The 17,709-nt window shown below is 53.5% G+C and carries 18 protein-coding genes and 1 pseudogene; 16 read left to right on the forward strand and 3 right to left on the reverse strand.

Annotation, left to right across the window (positions count from 1 at the left end):
* Positions 1-81 precede the first annotated feature (81 nt).
* Positions 82-801 (reverse strand): tRNA (guanosine(46)-N7)-methyltransferase TrmB, encoded by a 720-nt coding sequence (gene trmB / locus E0E29_RS05420; protein WP_130848962.1) that lies wholly within the window; start codon positions 799-801, stop codon positions 82-84.
* A 140-nt stretch (positions 802-941) separates the two neighbouring features.
* A complete protein-coding gene (locus tag E0E29_RS05425; RefSeq protein ID WP_130848963.1) occupies positions 942-1,424 on the reverse strand; it encodes a hypothetical protein in 483 nt (160 codons plus the stop codon).
* A gap of 111 nt (positions 1,425-1,535) precedes the next feature.
* Between E0E29_RS05425 and E0E29_RS05430 the strand changes: the two genes are divergently transcribed.
* Both E0E29_RS05430 and E0E29_RS05435 read left to right on the forward strand, forming a co-directional pair.
* On the forward strand, positions 1,536-2,003 hold the full coding sequence (locus tag E0E29_RS05430; RefSeq protein WP_242622378.1) for a hypothetical protein: 468 nt from the start codon (positions 1,536-1,538) through the stop codon (positions 2,001-2,003).
* The gene (locus tag E0E29_RS05435; RefSeq protein WP_130848964.1) at positions 1,990-3,405 is read left to right on the forward strand and encodes a DUF4340 domain-containing protein; all 1,416 of its coding nucleotides are present in this window, start codon (positions 1,990-1,992) and stop codon (positions 3,403-3,405) included. The genes E0E29_RS05430 and E0E29_RS05435 overlap by 14 nt, the downstream gene beginning before the upstream one ends.
* A gap of 741 nt (positions 3,406-4,146) precedes the next feature.
* Here the strand turns inward: E0E29_RS05435 and E0E29_RS05445 are convergent.
* Entirely contained in the window at positions 4,147-4,332 is a 186-nt protein-coding gene (locus tag E0E29_RS05445) for a hypothetical protein (protein ID WP_130848966.1), read from the reverse strand.
* A gap of 279 nt (positions 4,333-4,611) precedes the next feature.
* Between E0E29_RS05445 and E0E29_RS05450 the strand changes: the two genes are divergently transcribed.
* The 14 genes and pseudogenes from E0E29_RS05450 (at position 4,612) to E0E29_RS05515 (ending at position 17,683) form a co-directional block, all read left to right on the forward strand.
* Positions 4,612-5,133, forward strand: a complete 522-nt coding sequence (locus E0E29_RS05450) for a DUF5720 family protein (protein WP_130848967.1) — start codon at positions 4,612-4,614, stop codon at positions 5,131-5,133.
* Between the two features lie 29 nt (positions 5,134-5,162).
* A complete protein-coding gene (locus tag E0E29_RS05455) occupies positions 5,163-6,035 on the forward strand; it encodes a DUF6017 domain-containing protein (protein ID WP_130848968.1) in 873 nt (290 codons plus the stop codon).
* Positions 6,016-7,095: a DUF3991 domain-containing protein gene (locus E0E29_RS05460; protein WP_242622379.1), complete on the forward strand. Its 1,080-nt coding sequence runs from the start codon at positions 6,016-6,018 to the stop codon at positions 7,093-7,095. The genes E0E29_RS05455 and E0E29_RS05460 overlap by 20 nt, the downstream gene beginning before the upstream one ends.
* A gap of 13 nt (positions 7,096-7,108) precedes the next feature.
* Positions 7,109-7,333, forward strand: coding sequence for a hypothetical protein (locus E0E29_RS05465; RefSeq protein WP_130848969.1), 225 nt, complete (start codon positions 7,109-7,111; stop codon positions 7,331-7,333).
* Positions 7,334-7,365: 32 nt separating this feature from the next.
* Positions 7,366-7,650 (forward strand): helix-turn-helix domain-containing protein, encoded by a 285-nt coding sequence (locus E0E29_RS05470; protein ID WP_130848970.1) that lies wholly within the window; start codon positions 7,366-7,368, stop codon positions 7,648-7,650.
* Positions 7,651-8,442 carry a DUF6674 family protein gene (locus E0E29_RS05475; RefSeq protein ID WP_130848971.1) on the forward strand — a complete coding sequence of 264 codons (792 nt, stop codon included), beginning with the start codon at positions 7,651-7,653 and terminating at the stop codon, positions 8,440-8,442.
* Between the two features lie 33 nt (positions 8,443-8,475).
* Complete coding sequence (locus E0E29_RS05480; RefSeq protein WP_242622380.1) at positions 8,476-9,156, forward strand: hypothetical protein; 681 nt, start codon at positions 8,476-8,478, stop codon at positions 9,154-9,156.
* Between the two features lie 252 nt (positions 9,157-9,408).
* Positions 9,409-11,439, forward strand: coding sequence for an LPD1 domain-containing protein (locus E0E29_RS05485; protein WP_130848972.1), 2,031 nt, complete (start codon positions 9,409-9,411; stop codon positions 11,437-11,439).
* A gap of 12 nt (positions 11,440-11,451) precedes the next feature.
* Complete coding sequence (locus tag E0E29_RS05490) at positions 11,452-12,276, forward strand: hypothetical protein (protein ID WP_130848973.1); 825 nt, start codon at positions 11,452-11,454, stop codon at positions 12,274-12,276.
* Positions 12,273-13,382 (forward strand): DUF3846 domain-containing protein, encoded by a 1,110-nt coding sequence (locus tag E0E29_RS19205; protein ID WP_130848974.1) that lies wholly within the window; start codon positions 12,273-12,275, stop codon positions 13,380-13,382. The genes E0E29_RS05490 and E0E29_RS19205 overlap by 4 nt, the downstream gene beginning before the upstream one ends.
* 6 nt (positions 13,383-13,388) lie before the next feature.
* On the forward strand, positions 13,389-14,189 hold the full coding sequence (locus tag E0E29_RS05500; RefSeq protein ID WP_130848975.1) for a hypothetical protein: 801 nt from the start codon (positions 13,389-13,391) through the stop codon (positions 14,187-14,189).
* 30 nt (positions 14,190-14,219) lie between these two features.
* The gene (locus E0E29_RS05505) at positions 14,220-14,696 is read left to right on the forward strand and encodes a PcfB family protein (RefSeq protein ID WP_341273098.1); all 477 of its coding nucleotides are present in this window, start codon (positions 14,220-14,222) and stop codon (positions 14,694-14,696) included.
* Positions 14,693-15,712, forward strand: a pseudogene (locus E0E29_RS05510) (type IV secretory system conjugative DNA transfer family protein); the annotation flags it as partial. The gene E0E29_RS05505 and the pseudogene E0E29_RS05510, both read left to right, overlap by 4 nt.
* Before the next feature lie 90 nt (positions 15,713-15,802).
* Entirely contained in the window at positions 15,803-17,683 is a 1,881-nt protein-coding gene (locus tag E0E29_RS05515) for a recombinase family protein (RefSeq protein ID WP_050617384.1), read from the forward strand.
* The last annotated feature ends 26 nt before the right edge of the window (positions 17,684-17,709 follow it).

The raw sequence follows: 17,709 nt of genomic DNA on the forward strand, positions 1-17,709 counted from the left end.
TGCCCATCGGATATATGCGCCGGGTGGAAACAGGCGCTTCTCTTCCGGATTGTGATGCTGTGATGCGAGAAACAGGCGGCATCAGTCCGCAAGGGGGGCCGTTTCGTCCTCTTGGGGAGCGGATTCGGTTTCCGGGACATTTTCCTCAATGGGTGACTTCTCCCGGTGGAGTTTGACGCCCACGCAGCGATTGATGGGGGTGCCCAGGTTGTGGAACTTCTCCTCGTAGTCGGTCATGACGCCGCAGATCCCGTTGGCGTGGAGATCGCGGGTGACCTCCCGCAGCTCATAGCCCGCCTTGGGGAACTGGAAGAGGGACCACTCAAAAAGACCGCGGTTGTCAGTCTTAAAGTGGATATCACCGCCGTCCCGCAGGACGCCCCGATAGCGCTCCAGAAAATCCGGGTGGGTGAGGCGGCGCTTGGCATGGCGGTTGGTGGGCCAGGGGTCGCAGAAGTTGATATAGATGCGCTCCACCTCATCGGGGGCGAAATAGGACTGGAGGTTGGCCACGTCGGCGTCGATGAAGCGGACGTTGATCAGGCCCATAGCCTTGGCCCGCTCCATGGCGATGACCATGGCGTCGGGGACCCGCTCGATGGCGATGAAGAGGACCTCCGGCTCGGCGGCGGCGGTCTCACAGGTGAACCGACCCTTGCCGCAGCCCAACTCCAGCCGCAGCTGGCACTCCGGGGCGAGCAGGTCCCGCCAGTGTCCCTGCCAATTCTGGGGGTCCTTGATCTGATAGTCCGCACAACGCTCCATCCGGGGGATGAGGTTGGGTTTCTTCCGCATACGCATGGGGAGCACTCCTCCTAAAATTCTCATGATCCGGGTGACAGTCTACCACATTTTTGACAGAAAGTCGAACTTTTTCTGAGGCGGCTGAAAGGCCGGGCACCGTTTTATCCGGTACCCGGCCTTTCGGAGAGGAAAAGAGGTCAATCAGCGGCGGCGATGATGATGCGGATCCGGCCTCCGGCGGCAAAGCCGAGGTCGTCGTACCAACCGGTGAGGGTGTAATCGCCGGCGTTGATTTCAGAGAGGGTGGTGGCGTAGAAGTTGCCGGAGCTGTCCTTCAGGAGGACCTGGACATCCTCCGCCAGGGCATATTTCCGGTTTCCTGCCATGGCATAGAGATCACTGAGCTCGGTGAGTGTCACATCCTCGAGCTGCTGGAAGTTCTTAACTGCGCCGTCCTCATAGAGAAGGGCGGCACCGCCGATAGAGATATTATAGATGGTGCTGCCGCTGAGGGTCTGGCTCTGGCCATCCAGCAGGTAGCGGTAGGTGCCGGAGGTGTTCATGTCCATAGAGCTGCTGGCGGCGGAGGTGACATAGACATAGTCCAGCGTATCGCCGGTGACCTCGTTGAGAATGAGACGGTCGATGTCGCCGTTCTTATCCAGGGAGTAATAGCGCACATCCTCCTTGTCCAGGGTGACACCGGCGATGCGGGAGGGATAGATCCGGGCGTAGAGTAATCCACCTCACCGTTGGTGATGGTGTATCCCAGGGTGGTGCCGTATGTCAACATGCCCATCTCCCAGGGCCTGATCCTGGACAACGCCACCGACGCCGTCACCGAGCTGATGACCACCTCGGAGTCTGCCTTCAGCAAGATCGCCGGCTATGATTTGGATACCTATGAGAAGGAGGAGGGCGACATCGACGGGCCCTTCGCTGTGGCGGTCTCCATCGCCTGTGACAACGATGGGCAGATCGTCTGGTTCTCCTCCTCTACCTTCCTGGAGGATATGTACAACGCCTGGTCCGCCGGTTCCAATTCCGACCTGGCCATGAATGCCCTCTCCTCCCTCATCGGCGAGCGCGAGGCCATGGCCATCCGCAGCAAGTCCCTGAACTACAATTACCTGAGCATCAGTGACTCCACCGCCTCCCTGCTGAAGGTGCTCATGATCGGCGTCTTCCCCCTGGGCTACCTGTGCATCGGCATCGGTGTCATCCTGAAGAGAAGGAGGAAGCAGAATGAAGCGGGCTAAACGGATCTATGTCCTGCTGGGTGTGCTGGCGGTGGTCTGCGTGGCGGCTTTCGCCGTGGTCCACTACCAGGAGGAGCAGGAGCGCATCGCCAATACGGACGAGGTCATCCTGGAGCTGGATACCGATGCTGTGGAGTCCCTCTCCTGGAGCTACGACGACCAGTCCCTGGCCTTCCACAAGGACGAGCACTGGATCTACGACGATGACGAGGCATTCCCCGTGGATGAGGAGAAAATCAACGCCCTGCTGGAGCAGTTCCAGGCCTTTGGGGCCTCCTTTATCATCGAGGACGTCACTGATTATGGCCAGTATGGGTTGGATGACCCGGCATGTACCATAGACATCGCCACGGCCGATACAAGCTATGAGATCCAATTGGGCGATTTCAGTACTATGGATTCCCAGCGCTATGTCTCCATCGGGGACGGGAATGTCTACCTGGTCCAGAACGACCCCATGGACTCCTTTGAAATCACCATCCGCGACCTGATCGACAATGACGAGACCCCGGACTTCGACCAGGTGTCCTCCATCCAGTTCTCCGGCGAGGACAGCTACGAGGTGGTCTGTCAGGAGGAGAACACCTATACTGCCTGTGCCGACGACCACCATTTCGCTCAGGAGGGCGATGCCTGGCTGCCTTTGGATACCAGCCGGGTGGAGAGCTATCTGAGCACCATCAGCAGCCTGGCCCCCGACGACTATGTGACCTATACCGCCGGGGAGGAGGCTCTGGACGCCTTCGGTCTGGACGACCCCGAACTGACGGTCACCGTGCAGTATACCGCCGAGGATGAGGATGAGGATGGGAACCAGACTGAGGAGACCTTCACCATCAGCGTCAGCCGGGACCCGGCGGAGCGTGAGGCTGCCGCGGCAGAGACGGAAGAGGCCGATACGGAGGAGACCGAGGAGGACATCACCGCCTATGTCCGCATCGGCGACTCCAAGATCGTCTACCAGATCGCCGGCACCAGCTATGAGAAGCTGATGGCGGCCGGATATGACGACCTGCGTCACCGGGAGGTGTTCGCAGCTGACTTCGACGATGTTACCGGCCTGGAGATCACCCTGGAGGGGAGCACCTACCAGATCACCTCGGAAGGGACAGGGGACAATAAGACCTTCTCCTATGGGGAGGAGGAGCTGGAGATCGGCGATCTGCAGAGCGCTCTGGAGAGCCTCACCGCCGCCAGCTTTACGGAGGAATCCCCCGACCAGAAGGAGGAGATCAGCCTCACCGTCACCCTGGACAACGAGAACGTCCAGGAGATCCAGATCCAGCTCTACCGTTACGACGGCGAGCAGTGTCTGGCTGTGGTGGGTGGGGAGCCGGTCTCCCTGGTACCCAGGTCCTCTGTGGTGGACCTTATCGAGGCAGTCAACGCCATCGTGCTCTGACCGAAAACAAAAAAGTGGAGAGGGGACCGCCCTACGGCGGTCCCCTCTCCACTTTTTGCCTTTACCAGATCGGGCGCCTGGCTTGCAGGCGTAGAAGTTGACGGGTGGTCTGCATACAGCGCTGCGTGTGGTATTCCAAGTACCGCTTTTTGGCGGCGCGCTGTACCTGCTGCTCTTCCTGAAACGCCCGCCAGTGGCCGCAGCTCTTGTGGCATCCAACGCAATACATCGCACAGGTGTTTTGACAGGGAAGCATATTCAGACCACTCCAATCCGGACGCGGCTTTCGTCCGTTCCTGGGTACAGTATATGCTTCTCTTTTACGCCGCACTACCGTGTCTGTGTAAAAACTTAGTCAAGCTCCTGGGGAGCGGAGCAGGGGATGACAGAAACCAAATCGAAGTCTAGCACAGTGGATTCACTTTGGAGAGAATGGGAGAGAGCTGACGGATGACAATTTTTGTGCGTAAGCATAAAAAAGCGTGGTCGCAAAGCGGACTTTGCGACCACGTGAAACGGGTGAATGGTTTCGAGGATAAGCCTTTAAGTCTGCACCTAGAACCAAATCGCAACCCAGCGCAAGCGGTTGCGATTTGGAAAGGAGGAGCAAGGGAGCGGGCGGATGGCGCTTTTTTGTGCATGAGCATAAAAAAGCGCCGGAGCAAAGCGGACTTTGCTCCGACGTGGTGACCCAGCGGGGATTCGAACCCGGGATAAAAATTCGATATATCGACTGCGGCTCTAAGAACTTCCTTGTTCCGTGTGTAAAATCGTGTGCAAAATGCCTTCGAAGTAGTTATTGACCTTTTCCGCTGCCTGCTGGGCCTCAGCCTGCATGGTGTGCTGGTAGATGGTCTTGAGCATGTTATCCGTACTGTGCCCCATGCGCTCCTGGGCGTACTTATTGGGGACGCCCAGGGCCAGCATGACGGAGGCATTGATGTGCCATTACGGTATAATAACGACAAACGGAAAAAGCCTTGATTTTCAAGGGGTTTCAGCGTTTGTCGCCGTCTATTCAATTCCTTTTCCCAAGTTGAAATATGGCGAGAAAATTGACGAAAAAAGGAGGCTGTTACATTAACGACAAAACTGAATAGTGCCAGCGGTCCGGCATTTTGCCTGACCGCTGATTGCCGTGGGCGTTTCATCTTATTAGGTGGACGCCCTTTTTTCATGCAGATTTTTAGAAGAAAGGAGCCACACGTGGAACTGAACGAAATGGAAAAAAAGATGCTCTTTCAGGCCGAAGGAGACTGTCAGGCAAAGGTCCTGAATGAGCTTTACATGACCGTGCGCTACTCAAACAATTCCGAGCTGCGGGAGACAGCGGAAAGCCTTATGGCAAAGGTGCGTGTCCTATCGGATCGCGAGTGCATGGATTTGGTGCGGGACATTCAGAAAAATTACCGGCTGCCCTACCCGCCCCGGACCATCGGGGAAAGGATCGCCGAGGCCAGGCAGCAGTCCGGCGCAGAGAAATTAAAAGGACATGACATTATGGGGCTGGAACGGTTTGACCCTGAGGTAAAGCACATGATCGTCTTTGATGTGCTGTCCTATGCTTCCCCTGTTGGGGACAAGGGCGATAAGATGCGCCTGTTTCTTACGGAGGCCGGCTATCAGAAATTCTTAGAGAGCCAGGAACGGGGTGAAGTCAAACTGAAAAACCATGCGAAGGTCTCAGGCGGCCATCTCCATTATGACCGCAGGGACCGCGTTTTGTAACGGAATAACCGAAGAAAGGAGGCTGTGAAATGGCTGTATTCCGTGTAGAGAAAACGAAGGACTTTACGGTTATGAGCAATCACCACCTGCGCAATACGGAACTGTCCTTAAAGGCGAAGGGGCTTCTTTCCCTTATGCTGTCGCTGCCGGAAGATTGGGATTATACCACAAAGGGGCTGGCCCACATTTGCAGGGATGGCGTGGATTCCATTACTACCGCCCTGAAGGAGCTGGAGCGGCACGGGTATCTCACCAGGCAGCGCCTCCGCTATGAAAACGGACAGTTGGGAGATATTGAGTATACGATCCATGAAAAGCCCGCAACTGGCGTAAAACAAGGTGTTCCACCTAAACGGGAAAATCCAAGACAGGTAAATCCAAGACAGGCAAAACCTGAACAGGCGGAACCTGAACAGGAAAATCCCGCACAATTAAATACTGATCCACAAAGGACTAAAAAATCAAAAACGGATATATCAAGAACACATCAGTCAATCTATCCGGCAGAGCCGGAAACGGCAGGCCGCCAGGATGGGATTGATAGGATGGATATGGCAGAGGCATATCGAGAAATTATCAAAGAGAATGTTGAGTATGATTTCTTGGTTCCCCGATATGGGAGGGAACGCATGGACGAGACTGTGGAGCTCATGCTGGAAACGGTGCTGTCAAGACGGTCATATATCCGCATTGCCGGAGATGACTTCCCACGGGAGGTTGTCAGGAGCCGGTTCTTAAAGATCAATTCCGGCCACTTGGAGTATGTCTTTGACTGTATCGACAAGAATGTTACGAAAGTCAACAATATCAAGGCTTATCTGCTGGCGGCGCTGTATAATGCCCCGGCAACGATGGATAGCTATTACCGTGCGGAGGTCAACCATGACCTGTACGGCTGTTAGGCGCTTTCGGGCGTCTTTTTCATATCATCGCAGGAAGGAGGCGAAGCACGATGAATCAGAAATCCGTGCCGGCACCATGCCGGGCGTAACCCAGGAACAGATTGAACAGGCACGTGAGTCTGACCTGTTTGCGTATATACAGTCCCATGAACCAGGAGTACTCAAACGGGATGGAGCAAACTACCGGCATAAGGAGCATGACAGCCTGGTCTATGTTACCGGAAAAGATTACTGGTATTGGAATAGCCGGGGACGCAGGATCAACGCCCTGGACTATTTGATTGAGATTCGGGGGTATGGTCTGGTAGATGCGGTGAACCGGCTGATTGGCGGGGATATTCAAAGGGAATCGTCTTACCGGAAATCGGCAGCTACAAGTCCTCCGAAAAAGGAACCGGAAAAAAAGCCTTTTTATCTTCCCTGGGCCAGAAGATGTGCTACCTCTGCTGTTTCGTATTTACAGCGGCGCGGGATCAGCTCGGATGTGATCCGCCGGTGCTTTCGGAACGGACTTTTCTATGAGGCCCGGTATCATGGCGAACCGGTCTGTGTGTTTGTCGGGAAGGACGACGCGGGGAAAGCGAAGTTTGCCTGTATGCGCAGTATCACCGGCAATCTCAGAAAGGATGTTTACGGCAGTGACAAGGAATTTAGCTTCTGCTACCCGCCACGGAATCCGGGCAGCCGCCATGTGGCTGTTTTTGAAGCCCCCATTGATGCCCTTTCCCATGCCACGCTGCAGGATCTTGAAGGCTGGAAATGGGATGGCTACCGCTTATCCCTGGGAGGCACTTCCCATGTGGCGCTGACCGCATTTCTGGAACGCCACCCGGAAATAAAGCGGGTCACGCTTTACATGGACAATGATTTTGGCGGCCTTACCAATGCCCGGAAAATCAAAGCCATGCTCCATGAGGATCAGCGTTTTAAGCATATCCGGGTAGGCGTCAACCCACCCCGCATCGGAAAGGACTATAACGAAAAGCTGCTATATACCAGGGAACAGATCAGGGACCGCCAACTACAATGCCGCCAGAAACAGGCGGCAGTTTCAATTTAAGGGGGATTTTGGTATGAATGAAGCACAGCAGATTTGCTTTACGGACAGCGCGGGAAAGGCGCTGTTTTCGATTCCTGATAATGGCCTTCTCTGTCTGCACTATGGGAATGGAGACCGGCATTTTTCTCTTTGCCGGCGTCTGGATCAGACCCATGCGGAGATTGACGGCGTGAAATATTCCCTTCGGGAATTTTCCCGGAGGATGGAACACAACAAAATCAGTTTTGCCCCGGCTTAACAGCGGGGCCAGAATAACAGGAGGTTTTCACTATGACGAAAACAGAAAATACCGCTTTGCAGATGATCGCCGAGGCCGCCCGGTGCCCGGAATATGGCCCCGATATGGTTAAGGCTCTGATGAAAAAATTGGATATGAATGAAAAGGGCTTTGCACTTCTGATGAATGTTACGCCCTCTACCGTCCGGTTCTGGACCAGCGGCGCCGTTCAGCCCAGCGGTACGGCGAAACGCCTGATGCAGATTTATGAGACCGGGCCGGAAATCGTAAGTAAGATTGCCGGCGGGCAGCACCCGGAGAATGGGAGGGATTCATAAATGGCAGAGGAAATCACACAGCCTGTCGATGCGATGGAACAGCCCATTGCTGAAAATGAACAGGTGAAAGCGCTGCTTGCGCTCCTAAAGGAACACAACGCTGCGGGTTATGAGGACTTTGCGCAACTCATTGAATCTGTCACAACGATGGAAAGCCGTCTCTCCGCTGCACTTGGAGAACTGGAGGCTATGCGGGAGGATTTGCTGAAAATGCAGGATCATTCCCTGAAAGCCTCCCTTCAAAAGACCTGCAAGGCATTGGAGGCGAATGTCACTTCCATGCAGCAGAAATTATCGGAACTGAAAGGCCGGATCGTTGAGGGATGCAAGCATATCCTGGCGGATTTTAAGGAACGCGGTGTTGCTGCCCTGAATGGGATCACCCATTTTCTTCACCTGAAACCGGCATTAGAAACGATTTACCAGGGGGCGGAAAATCATCAGCAGGCCAGTAACCGGGCAATGGCAAAGATTGACGCCTTTGTGTCCGAGTACCACGAGGCTGGGAAACACCTGAAAAATATGCGCCTGGCGCTGATGGGAAAAGAGCCGGTTCAGGAGGCAAAGACCGGTGGTGAGATTGCCCAGTATGTCAAGGCTCCTTACCGCGCCAGCCGTGCGTGCATGGGGACAGTGAAAAAGAGTGCGGAAAAAGCACTGGACATGTTGGAGAGATTGGAACAGTCCGCAGAGCGCCGTCCCTCTGTTTTGAAAGCCATGCGGGAGCAGGCGGCAAAAGTGGAACCGGCGAAAAAGCAGCCGGCTCCTTCCCGCGACAAGGACAGCCGGTAAATTATCAGGTTCAGAGTGAAAGGAGGAATTTGATTGAACAATGAACCGCTTCCGCAGATTCATTTGATCCGCGACACGGACCTTATTACATTTGCTTATGAGCTCCATATCTTCGCGGGCGACTTCCTGCGGGAATCAGAATTTAATATACATTCCCTGGTGACGAATACCGGAACGGATTCGGTTGCCATTATGGGGAAAAACCACATGTGGCTGTCGGATGCCCTGCACGCCTACTGTTCCACGGCAGACCTCCACCAGATGATTTTTACAACGGAATATATCGGGGCAAGGGCTTTCCTGTTTCACACGGACCGGAAAGAGGATGGCCGCCTGTACGGTGACGTTATGATGCTGGACTTAGATACGCTGCGCCAGGACGTGAAAAGAAATACTCTCTCCCCTTATGGTGTTGACATATATCGCCCAAATGGACGCATGGAAACAGTCAGCCTTGAAAAAATGGCACTCTATGGAGCTCTGCGAAAAAGACGCCTTGAAAAGCTGGGGGTTCTGCTACAGGCCGGAGCAGGTCACAGAATGGCAGCACCACTATTCCGGTATGTTCAGCCAGTGGAAGGAGCAGGCGTTTTCCTACATGGCTCAGGATTTGGAGGAACTTCTGAACGTCGGCTATATGGAGGCGGCACAGAATCCCGATACAGACATGTACCGCATACCGTTGGGTACGGCCCGGCAGATGCTTCTTTATGATGAAGCGCCGGTTTACCGGCTTCTCCCTTCCGGTCCGGAAAAGATACCCCCTATTGCGGCGGTCCGGGCAGGCTTATGGTATGAGAACTACCGGGAATTTGCCGTTGCCCCGGAGGATTTGGGCGCGGTAGATGCCCTGGTACGCAGGGAAACGGACCGGCTCGCAGGGAACCGCCCGAAACTTCATCAATCAGAGAAAAGCCGTTCCACGCCGGAACGGTAAATTTTTGCACAGACTGGAGGTGATACCGATTGGCAGAAAATTTACAGCATGAAGATTTTGGGGAAAAGATCGGAGGCGCGAAAAAAGACCTCTGGAAAGACCGCGGCCTATATGTGGATGACCTGGGCGGCATGAATGAGCGGGAGGCAGAGAAATTTGTCAAGAAGGATAATGTCTGGAAGAAACCGGACTATCAGGCCATGCTTGACGATGGTGTCCCCCTCGGTGTTGTCTACTTCATCAAAAAAGCGCGGGACAGCCTGGGGGCTTCTCCCCAGTACCGGTACAGCGACACGACCCCTGAGCTTAAGCGTGCCAGACAGGAGGAATATATTGAGACCATCCGGCAGCTACAGGCCGTGATCGAGGATGTGCGTACACTGGATGACGCCATGCAAGCCTATGACCGCTTTCTGATACAGAATGGATATGTGGAGCAGGTGCAGGGCTGGGCCAGCGGAATCCATTACCGTGCCACAAAGAAAGGGCAGGATAACCCGGTCATTACCAATAAGCTGGCACAGACTCTATATATCCGCTCTGCTTCTCACTTTGACCGGAACTTTACGCAGAAGGCACAGCAGGAACAGTTTGGCGTTTCCAAAGACCAGAAGGTGCCAAGGGGCTACGCGATTCACTTCAATGACGGGAAAAACACCTATTCCAGAAATAACGACTGGAAACCCGGCACTTATTATGTGACGAAGGGATATTCCATTTTGCAGACGAACTTTGAATCCCGTGAGACAGCCCTGAAATGGGTGCAGGATTTTGCCCGGCAGCGAAGCAAAGGCGGAAAGGTCCGGTTTACCCCTCCGCAGCTTGCGCATGTGAGAAGGACAGGACCGGACTACCGGAGCGGTCAGGAGATCACCGGGCAGCATTATCTTGATACTTTCGGCTTCCGCGGCGGTGAGTTCGGAAACTGGATGAACCAGAATGACCGGCAGGCGTCCCTGAACATGGGGTTTGAAGCACTGAAAGACCTGGCGGCTGCTTTACAGATCAGCGATCAGGATATTGCCTTTGGGGGCACGCTTGCTATTGCTTTCGGTGCCAGAGGCAGCGGCAACGCCGCGGCCCATTATGAACCGCTCCGCAAGGTCATCAACCTTACGAAGATGCACGGCGCCGGTTCCCTGGCGCATGAATGGTGGCACGGCTTTGACGACTACCTGGGGGCAAAGATGGGCGCAAAAGGGATGCTCTCAGAACAACCCCGCCTTTACCCATTGTTTCAAAAGCTCATTGATACCATGAAGTACAAACCGGAGACGCCGGAACAGGCGGCCAAACGTACCGAGGCACAGAACAGCCGGACAAAGAAAAACGCGGCAAGCTGGCTGGATTCGGCGGTGCTTGGCTCCTTGAAACGGCATGGTGATGAAAGGACGCTGGCACAGTACGCAGCATTAAAAGACGCTTTCCTTTCCGGGGAAGTCGGTTCTGTGGATAAGATCAGCGCCTTAAAGAAATCCGTCAGCGGCCATGTGATCCCCAAAAGTGAACGTGACCGTTTGGAAATGTTCGAGCGGATGCTTCACGGGATGCAGGGACAGGAAACCCCGCAGATCGGGCGGACAGAGACCGACTACTACCGCAATTCTGTGAGGATGGGAAAGGAATGCGAAAAAGACGGCGGCTATTGGGACAGCAACACAGAAATGACGGCCAGGGCTTTTGCCTGTTATATCAAGGATAAGCTGCCCTATGCTTCTGATTATCTGGCAGGCCATGCGGATTGCGCTGTAGCCCTCGTTATGGATAAATCCGGGGAAACAGAGGTTTTGAAAGCCTATCCCCAGGGTGAGGAACGCAGGGCGATCAATGCGGTGTTTGACGAGATCGTGGCAGATTTGAAATTACAGCACACCCTTACCCATGCGGAAACAACGCTGCCTCTTGCGGTGCAGGCTGTACCGTTGGCTGAAAATGAGCAAATTTCGATTTTTACGATGGAACGCCCTTCGGTGATCGGGCAGCTTGCGGCGGCAAGACCGGAAGAAAGAAGTACGCCGGCGCAGGCGGCTCCCAAAAAGTCCCACGCGCCGGAAATTTAAGGAGGTGAAACATTGGAAGAAAACAAGGACTACAAAGTTTATCGCTTTGATTATCTGACGGAAGGCAGCCAGCTCAAATTTGAGCACAGCGTATATTGCGAGGACGTGGATATTTCTTCCCTGATTACGCAGGGTGCGGATGCACTGGAGGCATTGCGTCAGGACAGCATGGACGGCGAGCAGAAAGCCTTTGAAATCGTGCAGGCAGCGGCAAAGCAATGGGAACAGCAGGCGGCGGTCACACAGAAATTGAACCGTGCGCTGGAATATCTGCGGACCCCGGAGGTTGTGCATACCACAAACCAGTGGCAGCCCAATCGAAATAACAGTGATTGGGAAGAAATCAGCAACAAAGTCTATAAAATGAGCTGCCGGATCAGGGAGGACACCAGCTATGACCGTATCAAAAAGGTTATGGTTCCGACTGCATGGTATGTGACCTGGGATTTGTACTTGAATTCACCGAAGGACGGTCACAATATACATCTTGCCGGACAGAACCAGAAACGCTATACCGACAAAGCCGCTGCTATGAAATATCTGGAGGGGCGCAAGAAAGCCTATTCCCACCTGTTTACAGAAATCTCCCCGCAGATTCCGAAAGAATATGAACGCCACTTTACCGTCAATGGTGCCCTCCTTCCCGGTTATACCGTGGAGGGTCAGGAGCCGGTCAAGGCAGAACACACCGCCGCCGAGGTTTCGGAGGGCGGTATTTCTTTGCCCGAAAAGACGGGAAAGCCTTCCGTGCTGGGGAAACTGGCGGCAGCAAAATCCCAGGAGAAAGCACCCGCTGCTCCTGCGGCAACAAAAAAGAAGGAGGATATGCAGCTATGAACGTGTTAATGGTGGAGCCTGGAAAAGTCCCCTATGCGGTGGATATTGGCGAAGGTCTGGAGGCATTGCAGGCCGCTGTCGGCGGGGACATTCAGGCTGTTTACCCTTACGATGACCCGGTTGCCCTGATCTGTAACGAAGAAGGCAAATATATGGGGCTTCCCCTAAACCGTGCTCTCCGTGATGATGAGGGCAATATCTATGATATTGTTGCAGGGAATTTCTTTCTCTGCGGGCTTGGCGAGGAAGATTTTACAGACCTTCCCGCAGACCTTATGGAGAAATACCGGCAGCAGTTTGAGCACCCGGAGCAGTTTGTCCGCATTGCCGGGAAAATCCTGGCGGTCAAGCAGCCGGTCCCTTCCGAAGAACAGGAGGCACAGCGGGCGCAAATGGCCGCACAAGAGGCGCAGCGGGAAGAAATGCGGCTGGACGATTCCACAGACCTTGCCTTTGACCTGGATGTGTTCCTGCGGCAGCACAGTGACGCTTATGCGGATATGCACCCCGATTTCCATGAGGAAAAAGAGCGCATAGCGGACGAACTCCTTTCCGGGCAGACCGGAAAGATACGCATGAGGATGGCAACTGTCATTCAGGAGGAACATCTGGATGTTGAGGCCGGGCCGCTGCTGAATCGCATTGCCGCCTATGAAAAGGAATACGGGATCAGCGCCTACTCCATTTACCAGCTTGACTTATCGGACAGCACCGACGACCTGCGCTTTATGTCTCTTGACTGGCTGGAAAAGAAAGGACTCCCGGTAGACAGGGACAATTACCAAATGGTCTATGCGACAGAACTTTCGCCCGGCGAAACACTGGAAGATATTTATACCCGCTTTAACATCGATCACCCGGAGGATTTTAAGGGCCATTCCCTTTCTGTTTCTGATGTGGTAGTGCTCCACGAAAAGGGCAGCGACACCGCCTACTATGTAGACAGCATTGGATTTAAGGAGCTGCCAGATTTCTTTGGCGGCACCCGGCAGCCGGAGGCAAAGCGGGATGTGTCGCTACGGGAGCAGCTTGACGACGCAAAGAAACAGGCGGCAAAAGCGGAACCTAAGACGCCGGAGAAAAAGAAAGAACCGGAAAGGAGCTGATGACTTATGCTGATGGCAGAACAGGAACCCTATGCCTTAATGGTGCAGCCGGACGATATGCTGATTAGTCCCCGTGAGGTGGGTGACAACTTCGGGACAATGGTATGCTTTCACCCCCGCTATGCCCTGGGCGATCACCATAACTATGTTGACAAGGATGATTTTCTGCGGGAAATGTACTTAAACACCGTTGGCAACAATGAGCGCGGCATGGAACGCTATGAGCGCATGGTAAATATGGTCTGGAGCCGGAAAATGACCGGCGACCACCCCGATCCCCGCGCCGTGGATGATACCATGCTCCGGGTGATCTCTGAAAAATACATTGTGATGCCCCTGTATCTTCTGGATCACAGCGGCCTTGCCATGCAGACGACCAGCTTTCACGATCCCTGGGACAGCGGGCAGGTAGGTTGGGTGTATGTTTCCAAGGAGGATGCGCTGAAAGAATTCGGCGGGGAGAAAATGACCGGCGCCCTCCGAAAAAAGGCTGAGGATTTGCTGCGGGGCGAGGTTGCCGAGTATGACGCCTATCTCCGGGGTGAGTGCTATGGCTTTGAGCTGTATAAAAACGGTGAGCTTTCGGATAGCTGCTGGGGATTCATCGGCAGTCTGGAAGATGCCTGTAAAGCAATGGCGGATTATCTGCCGGACGAGTGCAAAGGCATGACGGAGCATCTTGCGGAAGTGAAAGAGCCGGCTTCCATGATTAAGACGCTCCTTCGGCACGCCCGTATTCAGATCGAACAGGCGGCAAAAGCCCATGAACACGCCCCGCGCCAGCAGGTGCTAAGTGAGGCACGGTAATGAACAGACTACATTTTTTCAGGAAGGAGGATGCAGGTGCAGGAAGATATTGAACAAAGAACCATGTCGGTCACGGTCCAGGCAACAAAGCTGTCCGGGCGGGTGCTGAAAGCGGCCATTGCCGCCGCGCTTCAAAAGATGGAGCAGAACCGCAATACCCCAAAGGTGGGCCGTAACAGCATGAAGCGGCTGACCGCCAGGGACCCCGGCGCCAGTACCATTGAAGTGACCGGGCGGATTCGCTCTTTTGAACGGATCGCCAAAAAGCATGAGGTCCGTTATCACATTGAAAAGGACCCCGGTACGGACCCGCCCAAATGGACGGTGTATTTCAAGGCAAACCAGGCGGATGCCCTGACTGCGGCATTTAAGGAATATACAAGAAAAGACCTTGCCCGCAGCACCAGGCCGTCGCTGCTTTCCCAGCTTGCCAAATTCAAAGAGCTGGCACAGGCGCTTAGCCGTGACAAGGTAAAGAATAAGGAGCATGGAGGACCAGAGCGTTGAAGATAGATACCGACACCCTGAAAAAACAGGTGATCCTCCACCTGCCTTACCTTCTGTTCCTTTTGGTATTCGCGAAGCTGGGCCAGGCGGTGCGGCTGGCTCCCGGAGCGGATGCTTCCCAAAAGCTGCTGGGGTTAAGTGAAGGCTTCACTTATGCCTTTCAGAGCATGTGGCCCGGTGCGGCACTGGACTGGCTGGTGGGTCTTTGCGGTGCGGTCATTGTGCGACTGGCGGTCTATCTCAAAGGAAAGGACGCCAAAAAGTACCGCAAAAATGTGGAATACGGTTCTGCCCGCTGGGGCAGCAAAACGGATATTGCACCGTTTATGGACCCGAAGCCGGAAAATAACATCATTCTGACGCAGAGCGAGGGGCTTATGATGTCCGGCAGGCCGAAGAACCCGGCCAATGCCCGGAATAAAAATGTGCTGGTGGTGGGCGGTTCCGGTTCCGGCAAAACAAGATTTTTTATCAAGCCCAATCTCATGCAGATGCACAGCTCCTATGTCGTTACCGATCCGAAGGGCACAGTCTTAATTGAGGTTGGAAAGCTGTTAAGCCGGGGCACACCGAAGCTGGATAAAGACGGAAAGCCGGTCCGGGGCAAGAATGGGAAGATCGTGTATGAGCCGTATAAAATCAAGGTATTCAACACCATCAATTTTTCAAAGAGTATGCACTATAACCCTTTTGCGTATATCCACAATGAGAAGGACATTCTCAAACTGGTAACGGTGCTGATCGCCAACACGAAAGGCGAAGGAAAATCGGGAGACGACTTCTGGGTCAAGGCCGAAACGCTGCTCTATACGGCGCTGATCGGCTACATCTATTATGAAGCGCCCTCCAATGAGCAGAACTTTTCTACGCTGGTGGAAATGATAAACGCTATGGAAGTCCGGGAGGATGACGAGACTTTCAAAAACGCAGTAGATTTGCTGTTTGACGCACTGGAGCAGAAAGACCCGGATCACTTTGCCCTCCGGCAGTATAAAAAATACAAGCTGGCCGCCGGTGATATATGCTCTAAGTGACTTCTTAATCATGATTTTGTCATGGTTAGTGAAGCAATTACTTAGAGCATTTTTGTATCAGGAGGTACAGCCATGAGAAATGAAAAAATTACCCCACTGTACGAGCGCCTGAGCCGGGACGATGAGTTACAGGGCGAGAGCAATTCCATATCCAACCAAAAGCAGATGTTAGAGGATTTTGCCCGCCGGAATGGGCTGCCCAACCCTACGCACTTTACCGATGATGGTATCTCAGGCACCCGTTTTGACCGCCCCGGATTTTTGGCGATGATGGAGGAAGTGGAGGCAGGGCGTGTAGAGGCAATCGTCATCAAGGACATGAGCCGGTTAGGGCGTGACTATCTGAAAGTCGGCCAGGTCATGGAGATTTTGCGGCAGCGCGGCGTACGGTTAATTGCCATCAACGATGGCGTGGACAGTCTGAAAGGCGACGATGATTTTACGCCCTTCCGCAATATCATGAATGAGTTTTACGCCCGCGACACCAGCCGGAAAATCCGATCTGTGTTTAAGTCAAAAGGCATGAGCGGTAAGCACCTGACAGGCACCGTGATTTACGGCTACTTGTGGGATGAAAAGCGGGAACATTGGCTGGTAGATGAGGAAGCCACCGAAGTGGTACGCCGTATCTTTTCCCTCACGCTGGAGGGATATGGGCCTTATCAGATCGCTTGCAAGTTGTCCGCAGACCGGATTGAAATTCCTGTCGTACACCTTGCCCGATTCAACGAAGGTGTGAACCGTTCAAAGCCGGTCAAAGACCCCTATGGATGGGGATCATCTACCATCGTGAACATTTTGAAAAAACGAGAGTATTTAGGGCATACCATCAATTTCAAGACCCGCAAGCACTTTAAGGACAAGAAAAGCCACTATGTTTCTGAGGATGAATGGACGATCTTTGAGAATACCCATGAAGCCATTATCGACCAGCAGACCTTTGATTTGGCGCAGAAAATCCGCAGCAATGTACGGCGTTATCCAAACGGCTGGGGCGAAGCGGCTCCCCTCACAGGTTTGCTCTATTGTGCCGATTGTGGCGGCAAGATGTATGTCCACCGCATCAACAATGGCAGGCGGATTTCTCAATATACCTGTTCCAATTATACCAAAGTTCCGTGTGGGACACTATGCCCTACACAACACCGTATCAATGAGAGTGCTGTTCTGACATTGGTTTCTGACACGCTCCGGGCTATCGCTGAATATTCCAGAAATGACCGGACGGAATTTATTCACACCGTTCAGGAAACGCAGGTTGCTCAACAGAGTGCCGATATATCGAAAAAGCGCAGGCGTCTGGCTGCTGCTCAAAAGAGAACCGGAGAACTGGAAAAACTGATTTGCAAAATCTATGAGGACAATGCCCTCGGCAAGCTGTCGGATGCACGATATAGGGCGCTTGATGCACAGTATGCCAAAGAGCAGGACGCACTTGAGATTGAAATTGCGGAGCTGGAAAAGGCTGTTACCGGCTATGAGCAGAGCCAGAAATCCGCAGAGAAATTTATAGCCCTGATTGATAAGTATGAGAATTTTGACACGCTGACAAACACCATGCTCAACGAGTTTGTAGAGAAAATCCTTGTCCACGAACGCGCCCGAAAAGGCAGCCAGGACACCACGCAGGAAATTGAAATCTACTTCAATTTTTTAGGACGCTATATCCCACCATCCTTACAGCCGGTTCCTTTAACCCCGGAGGAACAGGAAGAACTGCAGAAAAAAGAAGAACGCAAGGACAGGCTTCATCAGAATTATTTGAAGCGGAAAGCCAGCGGCGCACAGAAACAGTATGAGGACAAAATCAAGGCGAAGAAAAAAGCGGAAATGGACGCTAAGAAAGCCCTGATCCGGGCTGAGGATATGAAAAAAGGCGTTTTTTCTACTGTCGGACAGCTGCCGAAAGAAGAACCACGCAAAGGCAGCATAGCAGCCAGCGCAGCAGTCTAATCATCACGAAGCAAAGGAGAATGAAT

It is taken from the genome of Intestinimonas timonensis (assembly GCF_900626145.1).
Taxonomy (GTDB): domain Bacteria; phylum Bacillota; class Clostridia; order Oscillospirales; family Oscillospiraceae; genus Intestinimonas; species Intestinimonas aquisgranensis.

Coding starts and splice junctions, on each gene's coding strand:
- E0E29_RS05475 (WP_130848971.1), top strand. CDS start 7,651: ATGGCAGAGGAAATCACACAGCCTGTCGATGCGATGGAACAGCCCATT.
- E0E29_RS05435 (WP_130848964.1), top strand. CDS start 1,990: ATGAAGCGGGCTAAACGGATCTATGTCCTGCTGGGTGTGCTGGCGGTG.
- E0E29_RS05470 (WP_130848970.1), top strand. CDS start 7,366: ATGACGAAAACAGAAAATACCGCTTTGCAGATGATCGCCGAGGCCGCC.
- E0E29_RS05500 (WP_130848975.1), top strand. CDS start 13,389: ATGCTGATGGCAGAACAGGAACCCTATGCCTTAATGGTGCAGCCGGAC.
- E0E29_RS05430 (WP_242622378.1), top strand. CDS start 1,536: ATGCCCATCTCCCAGGGCCTGATCCTGGACAACGCCACCGACGCCGTC.
- E0E29_RS05455 (WP_130848968.1), top strand. CDS start 5,163: ATGGCTGTATTCCGTGTAGAGAAAACGAAGGACTTTACGGTTATGAGC.
- trmB (WP_130848962.1), bottom strand. CDS start 801: ATGCGTATGCGGAAGAAACCCAACCTCATCCCCCGGATGGAGCGTTGT.
- E0E29_RS05505 (WP_341273098.1), top strand. CDS start 14,220: ATGCAGGTGCAGGAAGATATTGAACAAAGAACCATGTCGGTCACGGTC.
- E0E29_RS05445 (WP_130848966.1), bottom strand. CDS start 4,332: ATGCTGGCCCTGGGCGTCCCCAATAAGTACGCCCAGGAGCGCATGGGG.
- E0E29_RS05460 (WP_242622379.1), top strand. CDS start 6,016: ATGACCTGTACGGCTGTTAGGCGCTTTCGGGCGTCTTTTTCATATCAT.
- E0E29_RS05465 (WP_130848969.1), top strand. CDS start 7,109: ATGAATGAAGCACAGCAGATTTGCTTTACGGACAGCGCGGGAAAGGCG.
- E0E29_RS19205 (WP_130848974.1), top strand. CDS start 12,273: ATGAACGTGTTAATGGTGGAGCCTGGAAAAGTCCCCTATGCGGTGGAT.
- E0E29_RS05515 (WP_050617384.1), top strand. CDS start 15,803: ATGAGAAATGAAAAAATTACCCCACTGTACGAGCGCCTGAGCCGGGAC.